This is a genomic window from Lentilitoribacter sp. EG35, from assembly GCF_040784015.1.
Classification (GTDB): Bacteria; Pseudomonadota; Alphaproteobacteria; order Rhizobiales; family Rhizobiaceae; genus Lentilitoribacter.
The window spans coordinates 43,138-67,174 of record NZ_JBFNGQ010000001.1 but is presented as its reverse complement, the minus strand read 5'-3'; the positions used below and the strand labels follow the sequence as shown (position 1 = coordinate 67,174).

General features: G+C 43.8%; 19 protein-coding genes. 7 read left to right on the top strand and 12 right to left on the bottom strand.

Going from position 1 to position 24,037, the window contains the following annotated elements; translation table 11 throughout:
• Nucleotides 1–5 precede the first annotated feature (5 nt).
• Nucleotides 6–1,400: an MFS transporter gene (locus AB2J24_RS00300; protein WP_162652856.1), complete on the bottom strand. Its 1,395-nt coding sequence runs from the start codon at nucleotides 1,398–1,400 to the stop codon at nucleotides 6–8.
• A gap of 281 nt (nucleotides 1,401–1,681) precedes the next feature.
• Between AB2J24_RS00300 and AB2J24_RS00295 the strand changes: the two genes are divergently transcribed.
• Nucleotides 1,682–2,380 (top strand): cyclic nucleotide-binding domain-containing protein, encoded by a 699-nt coding sequence (locus tag AB2J24_RS00295; RefSeq protein ID WP_367384021.1) that lies wholly within the window; start codon nucleotides 1,682–1,684, stop codon nucleotides 2,378–2,380.
• A gap of 100 nt (nucleotides 2,381–2,480) precedes the next feature.
• On the opposite strand, the gene AB2J24_RS00290 is transcribed toward AB2J24_RS00295, so the two are convergent.
• From AB2J24_RS00290 to AB2J24_RS00245, 10 genes are all read right to left on the bottom strand, one after another.
• The gene (locus tag AB2J24_RS00290) at nucleotides 2,481–6,665 is read right to left on the bottom strand and encodes a peroxidase family protein (RefSeq protein WP_367384020.1); all 4,185 of its coding nucleotides are present in this window, start codon (nucleotides 6,663–6,665) and stop codon (nucleotides 2,481–2,483) included.
• A gap of 102 nt (nucleotides 6,666–6,767) precedes the next feature.
• Nucleotides 6,768–8,192 (bottom strand): FAD-binding oxidoreductase, encoded by a 1,425-nt coding sequence (locus AB2J24_RS00285; RefSeq protein ID WP_367384019.1) that lies wholly within the window; start codon nucleotides 8,190–8,192, stop codon nucleotides 6,768–6,770.
• Nucleotides 8,189–8,644, bottom strand: coding sequence for a tripartite tricarboxylate transporter TctB family protein (locus AB2J24_RS00280; RefSeq protein WP_367384018.1), 456 nt, complete (start codon nucleotides 8,642–8,644; stop codon nucleotides 8,189–8,191). The genes AB2J24_RS00285 and AB2J24_RS00280 overlap by 4 nt, the downstream gene beginning before the upstream one ends.
• Nucleotides 8,641–10,155 carry a tripartite tricarboxylate transporter permease gene (locus tag AB2J24_RS00275; protein WP_367384017.1) on the bottom strand — a complete coding sequence of 505 codons (1,515 nt, stop codon included), beginning with the start codon at nucleotides 10,153–10,155 and terminating at the stop codon, nucleotides 8,641–8,643. The genes AB2J24_RS00280 and AB2J24_RS00275 overlap by 4 nt, the downstream gene beginning before the upstream one ends.
• 28 nt (nucleotides 10,156–10,183) lie before the next feature.
• A complete protein-coding gene (locus tag AB2J24_RS00270; protein WP_162652862.1) occupies nucleotides 10,184–11,137 on the bottom strand; it encodes a tripartite tricarboxylate transporter substrate binding protein in 954 nt (317 codons plus the stop codon).
• A 191-nt stretch (nucleotides 11,138–11,328) separates the two neighbouring features.
• Nucleotides 11,329–12,666, bottom strand: coding sequence for a sigma-54-dependent transcriptional regulator (locus AB2J24_RS00265; RefSeq protein ID WP_367384016.1), 1,338 nt, complete (start codon nucleotides 12,664–12,666; stop codon nucleotides 11,329–11,331).
• Nucleotides 12,663–14,558 (bottom strand): sensor histidine kinase, encoded by a 1,896-nt coding sequence (locus AB2J24_RS00260; RefSeq protein ID WP_367384015.1) that lies wholly within the window; start codon nucleotides 14,556–14,558, stop codon nucleotides 12,663–12,665. Before AB2J24_RS00260 ends, AB2J24_RS00265 begins: the two co-directional genes overlap by 4 nt.
• 354 nt (nucleotides 14,559–14,912) lie before the next feature.
• Nucleotides 14,913–15,095, bottom strand: coding sequence for a DUF2783 domain-containing protein (locus AB2J24_RS00255; RefSeq protein ID WP_367384014.1), 183 nt, complete (start codon nucleotides 15,093–15,095; stop codon nucleotides 14,913–14,915).
• A complete protein-coding gene (locus tag AB2J24_RS00250; RefSeq protein WP_367384013.1) occupies nucleotides 15,092–16,705 on the bottom strand; it encodes an FAD-dependent oxidoreductase in 1,614 nt (537 codons plus the stop codon). Before AB2J24_RS00250 ends, AB2J24_RS00255 begins: the two co-directional genes overlap by 4 nt.
• Complete coding sequence (locus AB2J24_RS00245; protein WP_162653644.1) at nucleotides 16,705–17,247, bottom strand: VOC family protein; 543 nt, start codon at nucleotides 17,245–17,247, stop codon at nucleotides 16,705–16,707. Before AB2J24_RS00245 ends, AB2J24_RS00250 begins: the two co-directional genes overlap by 1 nt.
• A 133-nt stretch (nucleotides 17,248–17,380) precedes the next feature.
• Between AB2J24_RS00245 and AB2J24_RS00240 the strand changes: the two genes are divergently transcribed.
• Nucleotides 17,381–17,863, top strand: coding sequence for a MarR family winged helix-turn-helix transcriptional regulator (locus tag AB2J24_RS00240; RefSeq protein ID WP_367384012.1), 483 nt, complete (start codon nucleotides 17,381–17,383; stop codon nucleotides 17,861–17,863).
• Here the strand turns inward: AB2J24_RS00240 and AB2J24_RS00235 are convergent.
• Nucleotides 17,851–18,291, bottom strand: coding sequence for a MarR family winged helix-turn-helix transcriptional regulator (locus tag AB2J24_RS00235; protein WP_162652868.1), 441 nt, complete (start codon nucleotides 18,289–18,291; stop codon nucleotides 17,851–17,853). The two genes, AB2J24_RS00240 and AB2J24_RS00235, sit on opposite strands and share 13 nt — an antisense overlap.
• A gap of 278 nt (nucleotides 18,292–18,569) precedes the next feature.
• On the opposite strand from AB2J24_RS00235, the gene AB2J24_RS00230 reads away from it, so the two are divergent.
• The 5 genes from AB2J24_RS00230 to AB2J24_RS00210 all read left to right on the top strand — a co-directional run bounded on the left by AB2J24_RS00230 (nucleotide 18,570) and on the right by AB2J24_RS00210 (nucleotide 24,007).
• Nucleotides 18,570–19,520, top strand: coding sequence for an MBL fold metallo-hydrolase (locus tag AB2J24_RS00230; protein WP_162652869.1), 951 nt, complete (start codon nucleotides 18,570–18,572; stop codon nucleotides 19,518–19,520).
• 137 nt (nucleotides 19,521–19,657) lie between these two features.
• Nucleotides 19,658–20,695: a TRAP transporter substrate-binding protein gene (locus AB2J24_RS00225; protein WP_367384011.1), complete on the top strand. Its 1,038-nt coding sequence runs from the start codon at nucleotides 19,658–19,660 to the stop codon at nucleotides 20,693–20,695.
• Nucleotides 20,696–20,698: 3 nt separating this feature from the next.
• On the top strand, nucleotides 20,699–21,235 hold the full coding sequence (locus AB2J24_RS00220) for a TRAP transporter small permease (protein ID WP_367384010.1): 537 nt from the start codon (nucleotides 20,699–20,701) through the stop codon (nucleotides 21,233–21,235).
• On the top strand, nucleotides 21,228–22,547 hold the full coding sequence (locus tag AB2J24_RS00215; protein WP_367384009.1) for a TRAP transporter large permease: 1,320 nt from the start codon (nucleotides 21,228–21,230) through the stop codon (nucleotides 22,545–22,547). The genes AB2J24_RS00220 and AB2J24_RS00215 overlap by 8 nt, the downstream gene beginning before the upstream one ends.
• Nucleotides 22,548–22,915: 368 nt before the next feature.
• Entirely contained in the window at nucleotides 22,916–24,007 is a 1,092-nt protein-coding gene (locus tag AB2J24_RS00210) for an MFS transporter (RefSeq protein ID WP_367384008.1), read from the top strand.
• The last annotated feature ends 30 nt before the right edge of the window (nucleotides 24,008–24,037 follow it).

The following is a 24,037-nucleotide window of genomic DNA, read 5'->3' as shown; positions in this document are numbered from 1 at the left end:
TAAGTTTAAGTTGTTTTCTTCGCGATACTTTGCATCGCTAATTCAAGATCAGCATTTGCTTTTGCGGCCTTAGCCCTGATCACATCAATATTGGCAGCTGCAAAGTTTGCCCGCTCTTCATCCTCCTGCTTGGTGCTAAAGCGCACGAAGAAGGCTAAGAAGGATGCAATGGTCACGACCACGCCAATAATGAAAAACGCTTCTGACCAGTTCAATGTACCTTTGAACAAAAAGCCTGCTGCAACCGCGCCAGCATTACCACCTGCGCCAACCACGCCGGCGACCGCGCCAAGCGCTTTCTTGTTAATGAAAGGAACCACTGAATAGGTGGCACCTTCAGCCATCTGCGTAAACAATGAGAACAAAATCAGTGCAGGAATTGCGAGGAATAAAACCTGCATCTGAGAGAAGAGCATCAAAGCCAACCCTTCGCAGAACAAGCAAATGAACAACCAGAAAGCTCGCCCTTTTAGACCCCAAATCGCACCATAATTATCACCGAAGATTCCACCAAGTGTACGAGCAAATATGTTCATCAAACCAAATGATGCAGCAACAAGACCTGCTGTAATCAATCCAAGGTCAAAGTAATCGGCAAAATAGAGTGCAGCAACGTTGTTAACGGTCAACTCAATACCAAAGCATGCGCCATAGATCAGGAAGAGTACCCAAACGCGACTATCTTTAAGAGCCTCAAAATAGTCGCCGGTAACTTTCTTCTTCTCGGGCATCATGCCTTTTGCACGAAGTTCCTTAAAGTTTCCGTCCGGCGCATCTTGGGTCAGGAAATAATAAGCAATACCCGTGACAAATATTGCGGCCCCGACAACAACCATTGATAAACGCCAGCCCAGCGCTTCGCTGAAACCAAATCCAATCACAAAGACGGAGAAGATCATCGGCATAGCAAGCTGTGTAACGCCGCCGCCAAGGTTACCCCACCCCGCAGATGTTGCATTTGCTTGACCTACAACATTGGGAGCAAACATGACTGATGTGTGATATTGGGTAATAACAAAAGATGCACCAATTGCACCGATCATAAGACGGAATATCAAAAATGTTTCAAAATCTTGCGCAAGGCCAATCCCCATCACTGGAAACGCTCCAAGCGTCAACAGACCTGTATATGTAAGCCTTGGGCCAATCCTATCACACAGCCACCCGATAAGTAGTCGCGCAAAAATCGTAACAGAAACAGACGCAATAATGATCCAACCAATTTGATCCTTGGTAAGAGATAATTCATCACGTACGACTTTCATCAATGGCGCGATGCCAAACCAGGCAAAAAAGCAAAGAAAAAATGCAAACCACGTCATGTGAAATGTTCTTATTTGCACCATGGAAATTTTGAAAAAATTTCCCCACAGACTTGTTGCTTTGTTTTGTAGTTCCATCAGTATCCCCTTTGCGCAACAACATTGACCAACCATCAACAAGGTCCCGATATTCAAGTTTGCGGTCTCTCAGTTGAGGTCGTTTGCGGGGACAATTGTCTTGAAATTAAAACACCGGTTTGATCCAGATCAACTCAATGACCGATTGAGCTTGAAACAAGAGAGGTGGCACACTATTGCAAGAACCTGAGAAGTGCATGTCAATTTAGTCAGTTGCAGTATGCATCATTGCATGGTAAAAATATCAATTCATTCATTGATAAATATCAAGCAGAGTTCACATGCGCCCTACTGATTTGCCGATTGTAAGAGAGTTAAATCTGTTTTCCGAAATGGCAGAGGTCAATTTTCAGTCTATGATGGAAGCGTCTTATTTGCAGACTTTCCCTGCACATGTGGAATTAATTCGCGAAGGCGATCCGGCTGATTTTCTTTACATCGTTGTTGAAGGAAGCGTAGAACTGTTCGCCAAATCCAATGGCCGCGAAGCAACCATGGGCAATGTACGACCCGTCGGAGCATTCATCTTAGCTGCCGTTTTGAAAGACGCAGTATACCTGATGTCAGCAAGGACCTCTGAGAAGTCCCGGGTCTTGATGATACCGTCCCAAAATGTAAGAGAAGCATTTGAAACCGACGATGCATTTACACGCTCAATCGTTGTTCAGTTAGCGAACTGTTATCGAGGTGTGGTAAAAGAATACAAAGATCTAAAATTGCGAACCGCCGTCGAAAGGTTAGCAAACCGTCTTCTTAGATACCATAAAAATCAGGGTGCTAATGGCTCCATAGAACTCCACCATGATAAACGTAAATTAGCATCACTTCTTGGCATGACCCCTGAAAACCTCTCAAGAGCATTTAATACGCTTAAACCTTATGGAGTGCAGGTAGATGGCTCAAAAATTCACCTCAATGATTTGCCAGCCCTTGAGACATTGGCAAAACCTAACGAGTTAATCGATAATCACCAAACTTAAAGGCATGGCCCAACGGTTTGCGCATCGAGCCATGTTACTTCATTTTGTTGAGGATCCTCAACCTTACTTAGATGTAAAAATTTAGATTCTGATTTTCATCTTAAACTAAACTATCGATCTGATACCACTGCTCTTCTTCTTCAAACCAGATGCCTTCGATGTTGGTCAAAACATCAACATAACCCTCATCATCGGTTACTTGGTAAGAACCATTCTCACTTTTGGTGAAGGTATAATCATCTGAACTACCAGCATAATCTACCTGGTTATATTCTGGTCCTCCACCATTGATGATGTCGTTCCCGCTAGAGCCTCGAATAGTATCATTTCCTAATCCACCATCAATATTATCATCACCGGAAGTGCCCACAATATAATCATCGCCATCAGTTCCGATAATGTCTCCACCAGTGGTTACAAGCTCATCAATGGGCTTCCATACGGCTTCACCCTCAAACCAAATGCCGTCTATATTTGTTAGCACATCAACATAGCCGTTGTCGCTGGTCACGCTATAAGAACCATCGTCATTTTTGACGAATACATAATCACTTGAACTGCCGGCATAATCTACTTGGTTATACTCTGATCCACCACCATTGATGATATCATTCCCATCAGAGCCACGAATTGTATCTCTTCCAAGACCAGCATCAATGTTGTCGTCTCCCGAAGTTCCAATAATGTAATCATCGCCGTCAGTTCCGATAATGTCTCCGCCTGATGTAACAAGTTCCTCAATCGGCTTCCATACGGCTTCACCTTTGAACCATATGCCACGAATATCGGTCAATATATCTGTTCCAGTTGGCTTTGTGACAGTAATTGTCTGATCCTGATTGCGTACAAAAGTGTAGTCGGAGGAAGATCCATCGTAGTCAACCTGATTGTAACCCAAATCTCCACCGTTGATAATATCATCACCTGCAGACCCGTTTACAACATCAACACCGCCTTTGAGATTGATAAGATCATTCTCATCGGTTCCAGATAAGTAGTCGCTGTATTCTGTCCCGTCGATGATGTTCACGTCACCGTTGTTGTTTCCATCAGTGTAATTCGGTGCCAACACGACATTATCGATTTTTGTTTTTTGGTCATTAGAAACGGAACTATCTGACCTGAAAGTTAAACGGTCATTACCACCAGTTCCAACGACCTCCATCTCAAATGTTTTCCAAATATCAATTGGATCGATTGTGCCAACCAGTTCTCCATTCCATAGAACTTCCACCGCACCATCAACATCTAGTGTAGCTTTGGCAGCGTCAAACGTTAAATGATAGGTTTCTCCAGACCTTGTTGGCACATCCTGATATATTTCATTCTGGGAATCTGTTTTTTCAATGATTAAGACTTGGTTTGCCTGATCAAGACCATAATGAACGCGATCACCAGCTTCATTGCGCCAACCCACAGAATGTTCATTTTCATTCCCGTCTTCATCAAACTCACGTAGGCTTATCTCACCATCCACAACGACAATTTGTTGTTCGTCCATTCGTCCGTTCAACAATACATTTCGATCATCATGATCAAATTTAAAGTTGCCATGAGACAGGTCCTCAATTCTCACACTTTTAAGCGTGATTTTTGAGTCTCCAACTTCCAAAATCGTGCTCCCACCATCTGATGAGATACTGACAGTAGCTAACAAGTCATCGATATTACGCACATCAAAAAGCGTTAGATCAACTCTATCTTTATTAATATTAAAGTCCTTGATCGTGACCTGACCTTCATTTTCAGACATTAGAACAATATCTTTGCCGGTACCGGTGTAAACTTTGTCATCTCCACCATTGGTTTGGATGAAATCATCACCCTTGCCACCAACTAGTAAATCATCACCAAGGCCGCCCTTAAGTTCATCATTTCCGGCACCGCCATATATGCGGTCATTACCAGCATCACCGTTTAGAACATCATCACCAGCACGACCAAACAAACGGTCGTTACCACCATTACCATGCAATGAATCATTATCTTTACCACCGTCGAGATAATCATTGCCGTTACCACCTACAAGCCGGTCATCGCCCTCTCCACCAAGAAGATAGTCATTGCCGTCCTCGCCTCTTAGGCCATCATTACCAGCTTCGCCATAGATGATATCATTACCATCTTGTCCATAGACGGTATCATTACCACCACCAGCTCGAATGACATTATCTAGATCATTTGCAACAATGGTTTCTGAAATGTCGTCAAAATTTGCGGTCTTTTCTGTTGCGCCCATTTTGACTTGCTTTGAAAGAGCAAAAACTTCGTCAGCAAGGAACTCTTGTCCGGTGTTTCGCATGAGGATATCTGAAAAATTCTGGTGCTCCAGAATAGCTAAAATCTCAGTATCTTTAAAATATTCATTGTAGTAGAATTTATCACCATCTTGCAGGCGATCCATTTGTTCCCAGAAAATCCATGTAAACGTGGTGCCCATCTGACCTTCAGTAGCGCTACGTGGTTTTTCAGCAAGGCCACCAATCCACAAGTCAACATCGTCAACTGTATCGTAAACTTCCTTGAAAACCTCAACTAAACTTGGGTCACGCAAATTAGCAGCAAATTCCTCCCAATTTTCATATGGTTTTAGTTCTTCATTACCCTTTAGTGCACGCGTTACATCGGATCCGTTTACTTCTGCATTTGAACCTTCATCGTAGAGTGCCCTTCTCACATCATTGAGTGTTTGGATACCCACCTCACGACCGCGTGCAATATTAATGGCCGCCAAATCGGAAGGTCTACCAAGCAATTGATTGCGTATGGCATTGACTATATTTTCATCTATTCGTTCATGGGAGAACTTGGTTGATCCACTGATAATTGAATCTACACCCAGTTCCTCATACTTCGCGGGACTAAGAAATGCCTCAACCAAAGATATTTCCTTAATCGTGCCATCCTCGGTGGTATAAGGAATTTTTTCCGTTACCATGGAATGCCCTACACGATAAACGGCATGGGCAAACTCTTCCGAGATTTGACCGTCAACCCGTGATTGATAGCCGTTAAATCCGTTGGGGCCCTGCCCTGGTATCGATCCAGCTAGCGCTGGAATGAATTCTTCATAAACAATGCGCTGATACTCAGCACCGACAATTAATTTAGCCGACTGATAAAGCTCCTCTTGTGAGAGATGGGGCGCCTTTTCCTGCAATGTTTCAATCCAGAAATTATGGTCCCTGAAAAAAACCGTATGGAGCGATGTCAAGGCAACATTCTCGTTCAATCTGCCGTCACCAGCGACGTGGTGATCAAGCAATTTCTCCAAATTGAAGGATCCATGACCGGCAGGATTTGCATCGTGAGCAACATCAGCAAGCAAAGGATGCCCGCTTGGTTTTCCAGTCTCAGGATCGATAACATTTCGGAAATCTACGAAATGCTCGCCAGCCCGTAACATATCAAAGTCATTTGCAGCTATTGCCGCATCAATAACGGCTTCGGACATGCCATTATTTACTAGAATGTCGCGATAGGTTGGTAAATCATCATACCCACTGACATCTTTATCGCCAGTTTTGAGACGCGCATGCTTAATGATCAGACCATCATCGTCATACAGGACATTACCATTTTCATCCGTAGCGCTCTGACGAAGATAGTAGCCAATCGCATCGTCTGAGCCATAGACCTGACTTTGATCAATAAAAGGTGACGTTTTGTTGATATGAGCGCGTGGTGTATAGACTTCACCAGTCTCAGGATTGATCGCGCCCTCACCTCGCTTAATAGCGATTGAAGTGACATCATTAAAAGGATTACCATCATCGCTGAATTTATACAACGGATCGCTCTCATCCAAAGGAATGTAATATTTTTCATTTGGATCGCTAGAACGTTGTAAAAAGTCGAGACCATGGTCAAAATATTGACCGAACGAAGTCAGTAACTGGTTTGTACCGTGAAGACTGACGGTTGCATCCTCCTGCCCGTCCCCATCATCATCCTGATCAGCAATTGTGTTTGATATCACGCGCTCGTTGGCTAATGTTTGTTGACCATCAACGACCCCACGCGCAGACCCATTTTCACCATATTCTGCATCAGTAAGCCGAATGAGCGGTTGGTCTGTATTACTAAAATATGGATTATTTGCATTATTTCCATATCCATCCAACGTACGCTGATCACCTGAATCCAAAAATTGCTGGATCTCATCAACACTTTCGTCGCCAATATTGATTGGGTCTAAACTGGGAGTCCGTTCGTCTAAATAGGTACGATTTCTATCTTCATTCGTGTTGCTATTATTCGAATTGTTTTGCTGAGAATCTGCCATTTCATTAATCCGCCTGCTAAGATTTTTTTCAATAGATATCTCAAAAAATAAGCAGCGTGGATTTATAGTTATTTTAACCTTAACGAGTAAGGTAAACAGAAATTATTTTAATAAAACACCTGGATTCAGGATGTTATGCGGATCTAATGCATCCTTTATCTGACGCATAATTTTAACCTTCACTGGATCAGCATATCGCTCCAGATCGTCGACCTTAAGTCGGCCAACTCCATGTTCAGCACTAATGGATCCTGTATTGCTCGCTGTTGCTTCGTTGATTGCCATACGTAAATCGACAACAACATCCGAATTTTTTTTAACGAAATCGACTTTGCTTTCGCCGAGTGGCGGAAATACGTTATGATGTATGTTACCATCTCCGATGTGACCATAACTGTTAATCCGCAACTCTGAATGAACTTTAGATACTTCACTAACTGTATCATCTATAAAATCTGAAATCTTTGAAAGCGGCACCGCTGTATCGCTACTGCATATGGCGCCTTCGGCCTTATTTGCCTCTGCCATTAGTTCGCGAAGTTGCCATAATTTTTCACGCTGCGCGCCCGACGTAGCTATCACGACATCCTTCAGATAATCTTCTTCAAACAGACCTGCAAGCACGGTCTCTAAATCAGGCTGTAATGCTCTTGATCCTGCGACCTCTATTAAAAGATACCAATCCGAATGAGTGTTGAGAGGAGATTTACATTGGTCAAAATGTTGTGAAACAATCTTCAAACCAATATTAGACAACAACTCAATCGCTGAAACAGTATCTCCAAGTTTGGCACGAAGTCGTTTTAATACTACTAAAGCAGCTTTCACATTTGGAACCGCGCAAAAACTTGTTAGAACCTCTGTAGGTTGCGGCTTTAACGTGAGCGTTGCAGCCGTAATAATCCCCAGTGTTCCTTCACTGCCTATAAGTAAATTTCGCAGATCATAACCTGTGTTATTTTTGCGCAAAGGGTTTAAATCACTATAGATTGAGCCATCGGGCAAGACGGCTTCAATTCCTAAACATAAGTCCCGCGCATTACCATATCTTAAAACCTGCAACCCACCAGCATTTGTCGCCAAGTTACCACCAATTTGGCAACTACCTTTTGATGCCATCGAAAGCGGAAATATAAAATTCTTGTCTTCTGCAGCCGTGTGAATATTCTCCAAAATACAGCCAGCGTCCACGGTTATTGTCTCATCATCAATAGACAATTCTCGCACTTTATTCATGCGTTCGAGAGAGAGAATAATCACATTTTTATTATCAATTGATAGCTGCCCAGCTACAACGCCGGTACCTCCCCCATAAGGTATAATTGCTAGCCTTTGATCATTGCAATATCCAACTATTTGAGAGACTTCTTTTGTTGAAACTGGGCGTAAAATTATCTGGCCATTTCCATGAAAACGCCCTCTTGGATCATCAAAATACTGAGCACCATTATCCACATGATCCCAGCCATTTTTATCAACCATATTTTTTAACGCATTCAAGTGCTCACTTGTGATATCGCTACTCATGGTAGGGGTACCAAAAGTGCATAACGAAAGAGCACATAAAAGGCCGTCATAATCACAGCTCCCGACAACCAATATACAAATATTGTCTTTGGTGACCATCTATCATGCATCGCAGCAATTAGCCCGCCTGCAAAGCCGATAGCGCCGGCCAGAAGAAAACCTATAAACGGCATAGCAAAGCAGGCCAGCAACATGGTTCCAACCAAAAGGAGGCGCCGCCCCCATGAGCCATTACCAAAGCCATCATCAGCCGATGGTTTTAGAAAACAAGTTATAAACGAAATTGTAGCGCATATTACGAGAACGGTTGCCACTGCACGAGGAAACACTTGGGAATCAATATCTGAATAGCCAGTTGTGTCATATAAAGTAACGGCTCCAGCTAGAATGAAAAATGCTGAGATTGTAAGCGTACCAAAGTTGGAAGGTGTTGTCGTATTACGAGTACTCATACCTTTTCCTCCGAGTGACGACTTGCGCGACGTTCGCGCCATTGTATGTAGATCGGGTAGCTTAGCGACAAAATGGTGAACGCTATGATCGCTTGAGAGATTGGTTGTCCAAAGAACATTCCAAATAAATTCTCCGTTGCAGCACCTATTATCCAACTTTGCACAAACCCTTGTTCTGCTATTGGCCCTAGTATAAGCCCAAGAACAATTGGAGATGCAGCAAAGCCAAAACGGCCGACCAACCAACCAAAGATGCCAAGTCCGATCATTAAGACTACATCTGAGATGCTATTGCGTATCGCAAATGTTCCAATGATCGTCATAAATCCAACGGTGGGAACGAGAACAGCTTTTGGAATTGTTACGATCGTTTTGTATGCATACCTGCCAATGAGTAAACCAATTGGCAGCATAATAATTGTCGCGATCAACAGGCCGTAAATAAATGTGTAAACGATCGAACCACCATCTGATTGAAACAATGCAGGACCAGTACGTACGCCTTGAACCAACAGCGCACCTAAGATCACGGCATCAGGCGGCGTGCCGGGAATACCAAGAACAAGTGTCGGGATAAAACCTCCACCCACTGTCGCGTTATTGGCCGCTTCCGTGGCCATAATACCATCAGGCTCTCCCTCACCAAATTTTTGGTCAGGTCCCGCATTTCGCTTCGCTTCTGAATATGCGACCAACCCCGCAACAGAGCCACCGGCACCAGGCAAAATGCCAACAAGAGTCCCGATGACAGATGATCGGATCAAATTCCACTTTGATCCCCAGGCTACTCGGGCGGCTTCTACAATTTTAACTGATCTGACTTCTTCCTTGAGTTCCAAATGTCGATCAGGAACGGCGACTAAGTCAATAAGGACTGGTATACAATAAAGGCCAATAAGTGCCCCAACGACACCAAATCCCGCAATCAATGTTTGGCTACCGAAAGTCAGGCGAATATCAGCTGAGATTTCCGCAACACCAACGGTTGATAAAATCATACCAAATGCACCTCCGACCAGTCCCTTGATAAGATTACCAGTCGATAGTGATGCAATCAGAGACAAACCAAATATGGATAACCAGAAATATTCGGTTGGCCCAAATGCCAATGCAACATCTGATAAGGGTGGTGCAATGAACAGCAATGCCAATGCGCCCACTAAACCACCACATACCGACGCAAAACAAGCGATTGCAACAGCAAGATCACCTTTGCCCTTCTTGGCCATCGGGTAACCATCAAATGTTGTGGCAATTGCCGAAGGTGTCCCCGGCGTATTAAGTAAAATTGCAGCGTATGCGCCACCATATATGGCGCCAGTATATATGGCACCCAAAAGAATGAGCGCTGTGGCAGGCTCCATAGTGAATGTAATAGGTACAAGCACCGCCACAGCCATTGTTGCTGTTAACCCGGGAATTGATCCAATAACTGTCCCTGCAACAACACCCAAAATCGCCAACATTAAGTTCATTGGTGTAAACGCAGAGATTAAGCTTCCGAAGTCCATTTATACCTCCCCAGGTTAACTTAATCTATTATTCTATGAGGCCTGCTTCGCGCGCATCCTTCAAATATTCTGCGCTACGGTCTTTCATGAAATCATCCATTTCATCAGCTGACACATCAAGCATGGCAAAACCGCCATCAAGCATTTTCTTTATGAATGCTTCATCTCTATTGATATCTGCGATGATGTCGGACCATTTCTTTTTGGTTTCGTCGCTTGCTGTATTTGGTAATGCAATACCGCGATATGCGCCGCCAATCATATCAAATCCAAGCTCCTTAAATGTCGGGACATCAGGAAATAATGGATGGCGACCTTCCATTGCAACGGCAAGCATCCGCACGGCTTCGCCTTGTTTAGCTCCAACAGTTGAATAACCCCATTCTGCTTTAACCTGACCACCAAGCAATGCAGTAACGGCGGCACCTGTACCCTTGAACGGAACATATGTTGTTTTAACATCTGCCATCTTATCGAACTTAATTTGTGCGAGATGATTTGCAGAAGCCTTCCCTGATCCAGAAAGTGTAACCTTTCCTGGGTTTTCTTTCGCATCATCAATCAAGTCTTGAAGAGTTTGATACGGGCTATCCGCTTTTACAACAATTGCATCTGGTGTAAAATGGAACATGTAAAATGTGTTCAAATCTTCGGTTTTAAACCCGACATCCTTTTGCGCTGGCTTAATGATAATATGTGGAAGATTAACTCCCATGATGGTCTGTCCGTCGCCATTCAAACCATTCAGTGAAGCCCAGCCAACAGCGCCCCCACCACCGGGTTGATAAGAAATGACCATATCTTGGCCAAACTTATCTTTGAAAAATGGTTGTTGTAAGCGGGCCGAGATATCGGACTCACCGCCAGGACCAAATGGAATAACATAATTTACCGGGCCGGCTGTTTGAGCTTGTACGGTAAAACCGGTTGCTGTTAGAACTGCAATTGTAGCTGCGGCTTTAATAAGTGTTCTTCTGAACATGAGTTCCTCCCTGAAGATCATATAAATACTCACTACGAGTATCAGCATATGAACTCAGGAAATTTGTTCTGTGCAAATTGAAAACAGCATACGACATTCCAAATTTACCGAATATTTTCATAAGATGGGTGAATTTCGTAACATCAGTTGATTATGATGGGTAGAAAACCGCACATTTTACCAACACCACATCAACGGTAATCATTTTTGTCTAAACCATGCTTTCGCATTTTTTCGTAAAGTGACTTCCTAGATAAGCCCAATGCCTCTTGTGTGGACTTCAACACACCATTGGCTGATTTCAATTCAGCAATAATTAATTGCTTTTCAACAATCATAAGCTGGCCTGCTAATGGCAGGTATGAACTTGTGTTTTCATCTATCTCACCTAATTTCGATAGGCCCAATACATATCTATCAGCTTCATGCTTTAACTCTCTGATATTCCCTGGCCAATCATGTGACAAAACCTTGGACATGAAACCTCTGGGAATGGTTGAAATTTCTCTGCCATACTTCACTGATGCTTCGTTCATCAGTTGGATAAAAAGTTCCGGAATGTCATCTGTACGTTCAGCCAACGGTAACATTTTTAATTCAATCTGATTTAGGCGGTGCCACAGGTCTGCTCTGAACTTTCCATTCTCAATAAAGGAATTTATTCCATCGCTTGCGGCGGCTATAAATCTGACATCAAGTTCAATAATCTCATTAGAGCCTAATCGTTGAGTAGTACGGTCTTCAACCACTCGCAGCAGCTTTAATTGAAGTTCGGGTGAGGAAGCATCTATACCATCGAGAAAAACGGTGCCTCCTCTCGCCGTTTCTAGCTTTCCAAACCTTGACCGAACTGCGCCGTAAAAAGCCCCTTGTTCATGGCCAAACAAAGTATCTTCCATTTGGTCATCGGAAAGTGCGCCACAGTTGATCACAGTAAATGGCTTTTCCTTTCGCCTACTCAATGAATGGATAGAACGGGCCACCACTTCTTTCCCGGTTCCGGTCGCACCGGTGATCAAAATATCTGTATCTATGGGCGAGATTACTTTTATATAATTTCTAAGTTCCGTAGCAAACGCGGACTGGCCAGTAATCTGGCTTTCCAAATTATCTTGTTTAGTAAGACTTAAACGAAGCGTGCGGTTCTCTAGTATTATTTTACGCTTTGCGATTGCCTTCTTAGCAACTTCCACAAGGTGGTCTGGGTCAAAGGGTTTTTCAATAAAGTCATATGCACCAGATCGCATGGCATCCACTGAGAGTTTAATATCTCCGTGGCCCGTAAGCATTATAACAGGTATGTCCTGATCTTTATCTAATACTGAACTTAGCAACTGGAATCCGTCCATCAACGGCATTCGAATATCCGAGATTACTATGAAGGGGCTATCTTCACCAATAATATCTAAAGCCAAATTTGCATCTTCAAATGTTCTTACATTTAAGCCAGAAAGTTGAAATTTTTGGGAAACCGCATTTCGTAAATGTTCTTCATCATCAATAAATAAAATTTCGAATTCATTATTCATTCGGCTGCTATCTCTTTTGTGTTTGCTAACTGAAGGGTCACGGAAAAAATGGCACCACCATCAACATGGTTTTCTGATTTGAGCTCACCATTAAAATCTTGTAAAACATTGTAGGAAATTGATAGACCTAAACCTAAACCTTCATTCACACCCTTTGTTGTGAAAAATGGATCAAATACCCGGTCCTTGATTTCATCGCTTAATCCTGTTCCATAATCCCTGAAGTAAACGACAACCGACTTTTGGTCTCTATATTCTATAGAGATGTCTATGGCGGGCTGATCCTTGTCCTTCATTGCATCTAGGGAATTACTCAACAAATTTACAAACACTTGCTGTAGGCGCCCTTCTCCACCTAATATGTAAATCGGTCTACGCTCGAAATTAAAGTTTATCTTTGCACGACTGTCTTTGATCCGACCACTCATAATAACTTCAACGGCCTTAAAAACTTTTTCAAGATCTACACATGAAGCTGTCTGATTTGGTTTGCGCGCAAAGTTTCTCAAATGTCTTGTTAACTCAGCCATTCGATCAGACATCATTGAAATATAATCAATATTCTCTTTTGCTTGCGTGGTATTATTTCGCTTCAAAAATTCCCCGGCATTATCAGCATAAGTGCGAATAGCAGCAAGTGGTTGATTAAGTTCATGAGATAGAGCTGCTGACATTTGTCCTAATGCTGCTAATTTGCCGGCTTGCACAAGCTCTCGTTGAGTTGCGCGTAGTTTCTCCTCAGTTTGAATGCGCTCGTTAACTTCAATCGAAAGTGTATTGTTTGCGACTTTCAGATCACGAGTGCGCTCCTCTACACGATTTTCTAACTCTCTCTTCGCTTGTTCCTGTTGGCGTACATTATTTATAAACTGCGCTCGGCGATGTATGATAAATCCAACGAAGGTGAACAAAAGTAGAAGAAGTAAAAACGTGACAAACATAACGCTGTAAGAAAGTTTAGCTACTTTGGTAATCGGACTTAAAACATAAACAGTCCAACCAGCATTTATAACATTTGCAGGGGTAGCTAAAAATGTTTCGTTATGGGACCGGTCTTCAGAATCCAAGATTGTCAAAAGTCCGACATCTTTAATACTGGCATTCACAAACTGCGTATCAAGAATACCCAATTTTGATAATGGGTATTGTCGCGATCTTTTTATATTCTCTATTACGCTGGCTGCATTGATCACACCAAGAGGTAATGAGTTCATCGACTTAAAAAGCCAGTTTTTATGGCTAGACATAAAAATGATCCCATGGCCATCGACAGCTACAATTTCATTTCCAGATTTTTGCCATCCATCTTCAATCTCATCAATTTCGATTTTAACAGCAACAACTCCAACAACTTGATCATTAATCTTTACTGGAGCAGAAAAATAATAACCACGCCTCAGAGAAGTCGTACCCAAAGCAAAATATATTGCCTTCTCACCTTTGATAGATTTTTTCACATAAGGCCTGTAACTTAAATTTCGACCTATAAATGAATGTGCTTTATCATAATTACTAGAAGCTACAGTCGTGCCCGAAAGGTCTATCAGATAGATATCCGACGCTCCGGTCTCAACTGTAACATTCTTCAAAAGTATGTTCATTTTCTCAAGCGGGCGATCATTTTTTGTCTTAACAGAAAAAAACTCTAAGACTGTACTATCACGCGCCAACAGTGCTGGTACTGAATCATAGCGTTCCAAATAGTCACTCAATCCAGACACAACCAATCTGGATGTTTCCGCATCTTCTGTCGCTTGGCTTTTCAAGAAATATTGGTGAGAATATTGATACGAAATCGTCAGACAAAAACCCATGATTGCCAAAATGGCCAAAATAGATAGAAGCCGTACAGCAATTTGTGAGTTCGAGAATTTAGTTTTTACAACTTCCATATGGAATTAAGAACAGAAAAGAAGTTGAAATTCAACAGGGAGAACAGAAACACTATATTAGATACGATTCAAGATGCTGTTGACTTGCCCCCATATGATGAGCTTGCATTTTAAGGCAACAATATCATTGGTTCGGCAAAGATGTAATTTTCTAATCAGAAGTAACCAAATTTCACTTCCATACAAATAAACTCACCCACATAAAAATCTAACACCTCGAACAAAAGAGCCCGAGGTGTTAGACAAAGCTGGCAATAAACTGATCAAGCAATCTACAAATTAAAACTCGAAAGCAACCCGTAATTCCGATATTAATAAACTATCGGATTTTTACGCTCAACCTGTCAAAACTTCTTACTTGGCAAGTTCAATCGCGTCTTTTAAATCTTCCAAGTTACCGATTTGATTTGCGAGAATTAGTACAAGTCGAGCGTTCATATCATTGGCTTCTTCATCAGACATTTCTCTCTGAGCATCCGTTAACATCTCATAGAAAAGATCCGGATTTTCGATATTCGGTTTTAAATTGAGGCTCATGAGGAAGCTCCTGCAGTAGCACGAGCAATACCAGCTCGAATTTTGTTCACATCAAATTCACGCCAACGGGCAACAACGTGTTGATCGGGACGAATGAGGTAAACACAACCCTCACCCTTATCATACCGTTCAGCAGCAAAGCCGTGATCATCATTGAAATCTTTACCTTCAACGATCAGTTTAGGCGAAAAAACACCGGCATCAACGGCTGCTGGATTTAACCCAAATACAAGGAGTGTAAAACCTTCGCCGAGTTGTTGAAGTAACCATGCATCTTTGCCTGCGACCTTTATAGGCGCATCTGCGGCGCAGGTACCGGGCAGCATCTTACCTGCCCATTTGCTGTCATCTTTTACATTCAAAGAGCTGTCGACATAAGGTGTCGGCGTGGAAAGGCGGCCCGAATTGACCAGAGGACGGGCAAATTCATGATCCTTGGACAGGGTCAGCACAGCATTCCGATAGCGACGAGATGCATTATTCTTAGGTGAAATGAAATCTGTCGAACGTGTTGAATTAAGCAGATTATCATCAGCAGCAAATGCACGTTCATCGTGATAACTGTCAATCAATGCCTCAGGTACTTCGCCCCGAACAACAGCAGCAAGCTTCCAAGATAGATTATCAATATCCTGAACCCCTGTATTTGCACCACGCGCACCAAATGGTGATACTTGGTGTGCTGCATCACCAGCAAAAAGAACACGGCCATAACGAAACTGATCAATGCGTCGGCAAGCAAACTGATAAACAGAAGCCCATTCAAGCTCAAATTCAACATCCTCGCCAAGCATAGCTTTGACACGCGGGATGATATTTTCAGGTAGCTTCTCCACCTCTGGGTCGGTGTCCCAACCCAGTTGGAAATCCAACCGCCAAACATCGTCTGATTGTTTGTGAAGTAATGCAGATTGACCTTTATGAAAATCAGGATCAAACCAGAACCAACGTTCCGTCGGAAAATCAGCCTTCATAACAATATCTGCAATCAGAAAACGATCTTCGAAGAACTGGCCAACAAATTCGGCTCCAACCATCCGGCGAACATCCGAATTGGCGCCGTCACAAGCAAGCAGCCAATCAGCTTCCATATTGAAAATTCCATCTGGCGTTTCAATTGCTACTTCCACATGATCATTGTGAGAATGCAGTGAAACAACCTTGTGTTTCCAACGTAGGTCGACGAGCGGATTTTCCATGCATGCGGCGACCAAATATTCCTCAAGATAATACTGCTGAAGATTTATAAAAGCGGGAATATTATGTCCATCTTCAGGCAAAAGATCAAAATCATAAACTTCTTGATCACGGAAAAATACACGACCCAGTTTCCACTCAATACCCTTATCAAGCATCGGCTTAGCGACACCCAGGCGATCCCATATTTCAAGCGGACGCTTAGCGTAGCAAACCGCACGAGAGCCAACCGAAACAGTATTGTTGTCGTCCAAAACAACAACTTTTAAACCGCGTGCAGCAAAATCCAGTGCTGCGGTGAGACCCATAGGGCCTGCACCAACAACAACGACTGTATGCCGCAAGACCTCACCATTTTTTTGTTCAATTGATTGAACGTAATCAAATTCAGGGAAATCATACGTATTTAACATCAGTCCTTCCCCAACTCTTTCGAATGTAGCCAATCGGCATGTTGCGGTGCCTTCTTGGTGCGAGACCACTCTTCAAGCATATCCCATTTCACAGCATCCAAACGCTTGATCATAGCCTCTTCTTCTGGATCGGGACACGCAAGTTCAACACGGTGACCGTTGGGGTCAAAAAAGTAGATTGAGTGGAAGATTGAGTGATCAGTTACACCCAGTACATCGACGCCTTCAGCTTCAAGGTGTGCTTTAAAGCCCATCAGTGTTTCGCGATCCTTCACCTTAAACGCAATATGCTGCACCCAGATCGGCGTATTAAGATCTCTGCCCATTTCCGGTTTTGTAGGCAACTCAAAAAAGGCAAGCACATTACCGTTGCCAGCATCCAGGAACAAGTGCATGTAAGGGTCAGGCTCATGAGTAGATGGTACATGATCCTCTGCAATTGCCAGCACGAAATCCATGTTGAGCATCTTTGTGTAAAACTCTACCGTTTCTTTGGCGTCCTTGCAGCGATATGCTACGTGATGGATTTGGTCCAGTTTCAGATTTTGCACATTCATGTTAATCTCCTCCAAGTTTGTTGCATTTGCAATGAATATTGTTAAATCACAGTTTTTGGATTTGGTCCAGATAAAATCGTTGCATTTGTAACAAATAATTTTTCCGAAAGGATATTTAGTGAAACTAGAGACATATTTTCCCTATAAACTAGCGGCCACGGCAGAAGCTTTCTCGCGTAAACTTGTTGAAGTATATGGGCACACATATGGATTATCGCGTGAGGAGTGGCGTTTGTTATTACTACTTGCCGAAGCTGGACAACTCAGTTCACTTGAGCTCAAACAACGGACAACACTCGATAAAGTACAGGTCAGCAGAGCGGCTCAGAAATTGGAAGATAAGGGATATATTAGCCGTTCTGTGCCAGCATTGGACAGGCGTTTACGCGTTTATACTTGTACAGAAACGGGGCAGAATCTGTTTTCTGATGTATTCCCCAAGGTTCAAACAAGAGCCGATGCAATTCTTGAAAACATGAGTACCGACGATCGAAATGCGCTAAACAAGGGCATAGAAGCCCTCGCAAAAGCGGTTCTGGCTCATGCACAAAATTCGCTAAAATCTGACAGTGTAGATAAGCCGGATGATTATTCAGATTGATCCATTAGGCGATCCAACGCCAGTTGAAGTGTTTCTTCCTGATCACCCAGAATGACATTGAGCTCTGATTGAAAGGATTGCGCAATGGGAATAAGTTCACTTAGTAACTCAACGCCCTGTTTGGTCAATGTTAACTTAAGCAACCTTCTATCACTGCTATCGATTTGCTTGATCAGATGCCCTTTCGTCTCAAGTTTGGCGACAGCACGACTGACCTTTGATTTTTCTAAACTGACGCGTTTTTCAATATCTCTGACTGATGGATCTTCTGCATAACCAACATTTAAAAGCACTCGCCATTCCGGCATCGAGATATCATATTTGCTCTTGTACTGCCGAGCCAGCTCAGAGCTTAATCGGCCAGCAAGTACCGCAAAACGGTAAGGCAAGTAGCGTTCCAAATCAAAATCCGGCAGAGATTTAGGCATATTTGTACCTTCAATTTTTACACTGATATAAACAGCAAAGTCGTTGCAAGTGCAATTATTTTATTGACATTGTTGCAAATGTAACGAATAGTCATATCAATTGCAACGATTACATTTGCACATATAAGATGGGAGGTCCTAGTGGACAAAATTGTAACATAACGAATTGACGGCTACTTAAAGTAGTCAAGGCATATCCTCAAGGATACATGTCCAACTTTCAACTTATTATCGATCTGGCTTCCGTCATGGCAGCAACATAAATAAGGAAACGTATGATGGCTAAAGCTTTTGCTTCTCAAGGTGATATGACAGAGAAGAAAATCACTTTTGATGAAATCGGTGACGGACTATACGCCTTCACCGCAGAGGGCGACCCTAATTCGGGTGTAATTATCGGTGATGACAGCGTTATGATCGTGGAAGCGCAAGCAACACCTCGACTGGCGCAGAAAGTCATCGACCGTGTGCGAAGCATCACAGACAAGCCAATTTCCCATGTGGTTCTTACCCATTATCATGCTGTGCGCGTGTTAGGTGCTAGTGCATTTGGGGCAGAAAATATTATCATGTCAGACAAGGCCCGCGCCATGGTTGTCGAGCGTGGCCAAGAAGACTGGGATAGCGAGTTCCAACGGTTCCCACGCTTGTTTGAGGGACATGAATCCATTCCGGGCCTAACATGGCCGACGACGACTTTCAGCGATTCCATGACTGTTTATCTTGGCAATCGTCGTATCGATATCAAACAAATTGGTCGCGCCCACACTGCAGGTGATACGGTTATTCACGTTCCAGATCAAAATGTTATGTTTACCGGTGACATCGTTGAAGACCATTCCGCTTGTTATTGTGGAGACGGACATTTTGCCGATTGGGGCCAAACGCTCGACAACATCAAGGCTTACGATGTAGATGCTATTGCACCAGGACGAGGTGGAGCTTTAGTTGGCAAAGATGCGGTTGAACGCGCTATTGAAAGCACACGAGATTTCGTTGATAGCACCTACAAACCAGCGGCCAAAGTCGCAGCGTGTGGTGGCAGCTTGAAAGAAGCATGGGATGCAGTTCGACAGGCTTGCGATCCAAAATTTAAAGACTATGCAATTTATGAGCATTGTTTGCCCTTTAATGTTTCGCGTGCCTATGACGAAGCTCGAGGGATCGACACTCCCCGCATATGGACCGACAAACGTGATCTTGAAATGTGGGAGCAACTTCAAGGCTAATCTTTAACGTATAAAATCACCTGCCATTTGCCACCGATAACTTCTACGCAAATATCTTGTGGTTCTTAATGACGTTCTAAGGAGTACCGCGGGGCGCCCTGCACCTCAAAACACCATTCAATCAGGAGGAAAGAATAATGAAAATCAAAAATTTGGCGATTGGGTCAGCCGTTGCTGCCGCCATATTAGGCTCCAGTATCATGACATCCACGATGGCCTTTGCAGATACAACACTTGCTTTATCCAGCTGGTTGCCACCGCGCCATCCCATCGTCATTAATGCTATAAAACCTTGGGCGAAAGAAGTATCCAAGGTCACGGAAGGTCGTGTCAAAGTACGGATTCTTGCAAAACCTCTCGGCCCGCCGCCCGCCCATTATGATATGGCAGCCGATGGCATTGCCGACATTACCTATGGCTTGCATTCTTTCACCACCGACAATCGTTTTGAACGGTCTCGTATTGGCCAATTCTCATTTCTGGGCGATGATGCTGTCTCTGGCTCAAAGGCGTTCTGGAATGTCTATTCCGGCTCTTTGGATGCCCAAGCAGAGCATGAAGGTGTAAAACTATTAGGCTTGTTTGTTCATGGACCAGGCGTACTTCATAACAAAGTCAGACAGATTGAAACCAAAGCTGATATGGATGGATTAAAAATTCGTGTCCCTGGCGGATACATTTCTGATCTGATGTCTGATCTTGGAGCAGAAACGCTGTTTATGTCATCTGGAGAGGTGTTTGAAAAACTATCTCGCGGCGTCATTGACGGTGTAACTTTTACCTATGAAGCGCTTACCGCATTTAAATTGACCGATGACCTTAAATACACCATGCGTGTACCGGGTGGTCTTTATAACACAACTTGGTTTCTTGTGATGAACAAGGGAGCTTGGGAGGGCATTTCCGAAGCAGATCATGCCGCTATTGAAGCGATCTCTGGTGCAGCCTTTGCCGAACGCGTAGGCACCGCATGGAATGGCGCAGATGAAAAAGCGCTCGAAGGCATTAAGAAGGCAGGAATTGAGATCACCGATGCACCGGCTGAACTGTTAGAATCTATCAAATCACTCGCAACCGTGCGTGAAGCTGCATGGGCAGATGCAATTGCAGAAGATGGATTTGACGGCGCTGCCGCGTTACAAGAGCTACGTACGCAAACAGGCGTGGAGTATTAATTAATGGAGCGTTTTCGACATCGTTTTAGAGGTGGAGATGGCGATATGGATATTGGCGCCGTTCTGCAAAACACGCTAGGTGTCGGAGCCGCTCTTTTACTGTTCAGCCTAATTCTAGTTACATGTGTTGACGTTGTGGGGCGGTATTTCTTTTCCGCCCCATTAAGCGGTGCATTTGAAATCACCGAAATCCTTCTGGCAGCGCTCGTCTTCACAGCCCTGCCCCTGACCACCGAACGAAAAGAACATATCGAAGTTGATCTACTTAATGTTGTTCTAAGTAACACTATAAAAAGATATTTTTCGGCTTTCGCCGGGCTCTTTTCCGCAGCACTTCTAACCACTCTTGCCTGGCGTCTCGCTTCGCACGCTTTTACAACAGCCGAACATGGCGCAACAACAAATGCACTCGGCATTCCGTTAGCCCCATTTGGCTATCTGGCGGCCTTCTCTTGCCTCGTGAGCGCATTTATTGCATTCCTGCGTGGCATATATCCTGCCAATGAAACAGATGATAAGAAGCGAGACGAGCATGGTTGAATCGCTTATCGGCTTTGCTGTTCTCCTTGGTCTAATTCTCATCCGCGTCCCAATTGCCTTTGCAATGGCAGCCGTCGGTGGTATCGGGTTTGCCCTTTTGCGCGGTTGGCAGCCAGCTTGGGCAATGACAGGACAGGTCGCTTTTGACTCTGTCCTATCCTACAGTTTGTCAGTTATCCCACTGTTCATTTTTATGGGTAATGTCTTGGCAGGTTCAGGCGTAGCCCACGGTCTTTTTGCGGCAGCAAATCGTCTATTTGGGCGCACGCGAGGCGGCCTTGCAATGGCGTCAGTATTCTCCTGTGGCGGGTTTTCTGCGGTCTGCGGTTCATCACTTGCTACAGCTGCAACCATGTCAAAAGTCGCAATGCCATCCATGCGAAAATTTGGATATGATGATCGGTTGGCAACAGGTTCCATTGCAGCAGGTGGCACGCTGGGCATTTTAATTCCACCCTCGGTCATTCTAATCATCTACGGGCTTTTAACTGAAACCAATATTGCAAAGCTTTTTATCGCGGGCGTTGTGCCTGGCATTTTAGGCGTGATCCTTTACCTGCTAGCGGTAAAAATTGCAGTCTGGCACAATCCGAATTTAGCGCCAGATATTGAAACTGAGCGCCCACCAATGGGGCGTACAGATTTTATCGGTGTGCTTTGCGTTCTTGGTCTTTTTACCTTCATCATGGTAGGTATTTATGGCGGGTTCTTCACACCTACAGAGGCAGCGGGAATGGGCGCAGGCGCATCGGTACTAATAGCCGTTGCCTTACGTACAATGTCGTGGCGAGCTTTTCTGACAGCAACGTTTGATAGTGTACGTGCAACCGCGATGATCTTCGCAGTCATCATTGGCGCTGAGTTATTTTCAAATTTTGTTAATTTCGCTGGTCTACCAGATGCTTTGGCTATGCTGGTGCTTGATTTAGAGATGCCAGTTTGGGTGGTGATAATGATGATCATCCTCATATATATGATCCTCGGGTGCGTTCTAGAAAGCCTTTCCATGGTTTTATTGACTGTACCAGTCTTCTACCCGCTTATGTATGAATTGCCCTTTACCAATGAACTTTTGCAAGACCCGGAACTTGCTCTGATCTGGTTCGCAATTGTCGTCGTCGTTGTCACAGAAATAAGTTTAATCACGCCTCCTGTCGGCATGAATGTTTTTGTCTTGAAATCCGTTCTAAGGGACGTATCTTTGGGAACTATATTTCGGGGAGTCCTCCCTTTCTGGCTTGCCGATATTGTTCGTCTTTTGATGCTCATAACAATCCCATGGCTGTCTTTATGGCTTGTAACTGCAATGTGAATAATCCAAGTCTGTATAATCAAGCTCATACATGTGAACTGTTCTTTGCTCGCAAAACACATAAATCTCGTACACGTTTTCATACAAAGGAGAGTGCGCGTAAAAAATCGAAAATCAATTATTGTCGCGCATCCGGTTGCATAGAAATGCGCTGTTCATAAATTCATATTACTAAGTAAATGTCACAAATGTTTGCTAAATACCTACTTGAAATTCCTTAGACAAACCACCAATTAAATCTGCATGTCGGGTTTTGTGTAAAAAACACTCCGTCATCAACATGGACTACCAATAATCCAGCTAAGCATGGAGTAAATTCAATTAAAAACCGCATTTCTGATTTAAGTGCCATCCGGCTGGTTTTTCTCTTGCAGCCGATCGTTTTGGGCGCTTGGTTTCCCCGCATTCCACAAATACAGGCCACACTTGATTTAAGTGCAGGACAACTGGCATTTGCTCTGATGGGATTGCCCGTCGGCCTCTTTGCTGCTCTCGCGTTTGGCGGTCGTTTAGCTGAAGCTTTGGGTACACGTCGGCTTCTGACTTATGGCTTAATTGCCTACTTAATATTGATGCCGCTGCCGGCCTTTATGGGATCAGGTGTATTATTATTCTGCGCTCTCGCACTTGCTGGCCTTGCGCTGGCGATAGCGGAACTAGGATTGAATGTGACCGCAGCGGAAGTAGAAAGTCGCGCTGACCGATTAATCATGAATGGCTGCCATGGATTTTGGAGTGTCGGCGTTTTAATAGGCAGTGCCATAGGATCAATTTTTGCCGAATTACGATTAGCACCCAATATCTCATTGAGTATTCTATCATTCATTTCATTAATACCGCTTATTTATTCCGCCAGACAAATCACCGACTTTTCGGTGCCAAAGCCCGATCCAACCGAGGGCGAACAAAAACCAATTACAAAACCGCTCGTGTTCATCTCACTATTTGGATTCGGTATCGCGATGACAGAAGGTGCCATGGCTGATTGGATTGCAATCTTCATGACAGATATCTTTGAGGCATCGCCGGGTGTTGCCGGTGCAAGTTTTACAGTTTTTTCTCTATTCGTCGCATTTGGTCGCTTTCAGGGTGATAAGCTAAAAGCGCGTTTTGGAGTCGAAAAACTTGCTGGAAGTTTTGTCATCGCAGCTTTGGCCGGACTACTCGTAGCTCTATTTAGCCCTACAATTATAGCCTCATTCATCGGAATCGCATTTTTAGGGTTGGGAGTCTCACTCGGGTTTCCACTCGCGGTTAGCGCGGCAAGCACCCTACCAGGGCGCTCAAGCGCAAGTAACGTTGCGATACTAACACAAATGACTCTTTGTGGATTTTTAGTCGGGCCTCCGGTAATTGGCCTAATTGCCGAATTTTCATCCATTCAAATAGGATTATTGGCACTTAGTCCGGCGCTCGTAATGGCATTATACTTCTCACGCTTTCTGCGGACGCATCCATAACAACCGCACACTGCGCAAACAAAACAATAG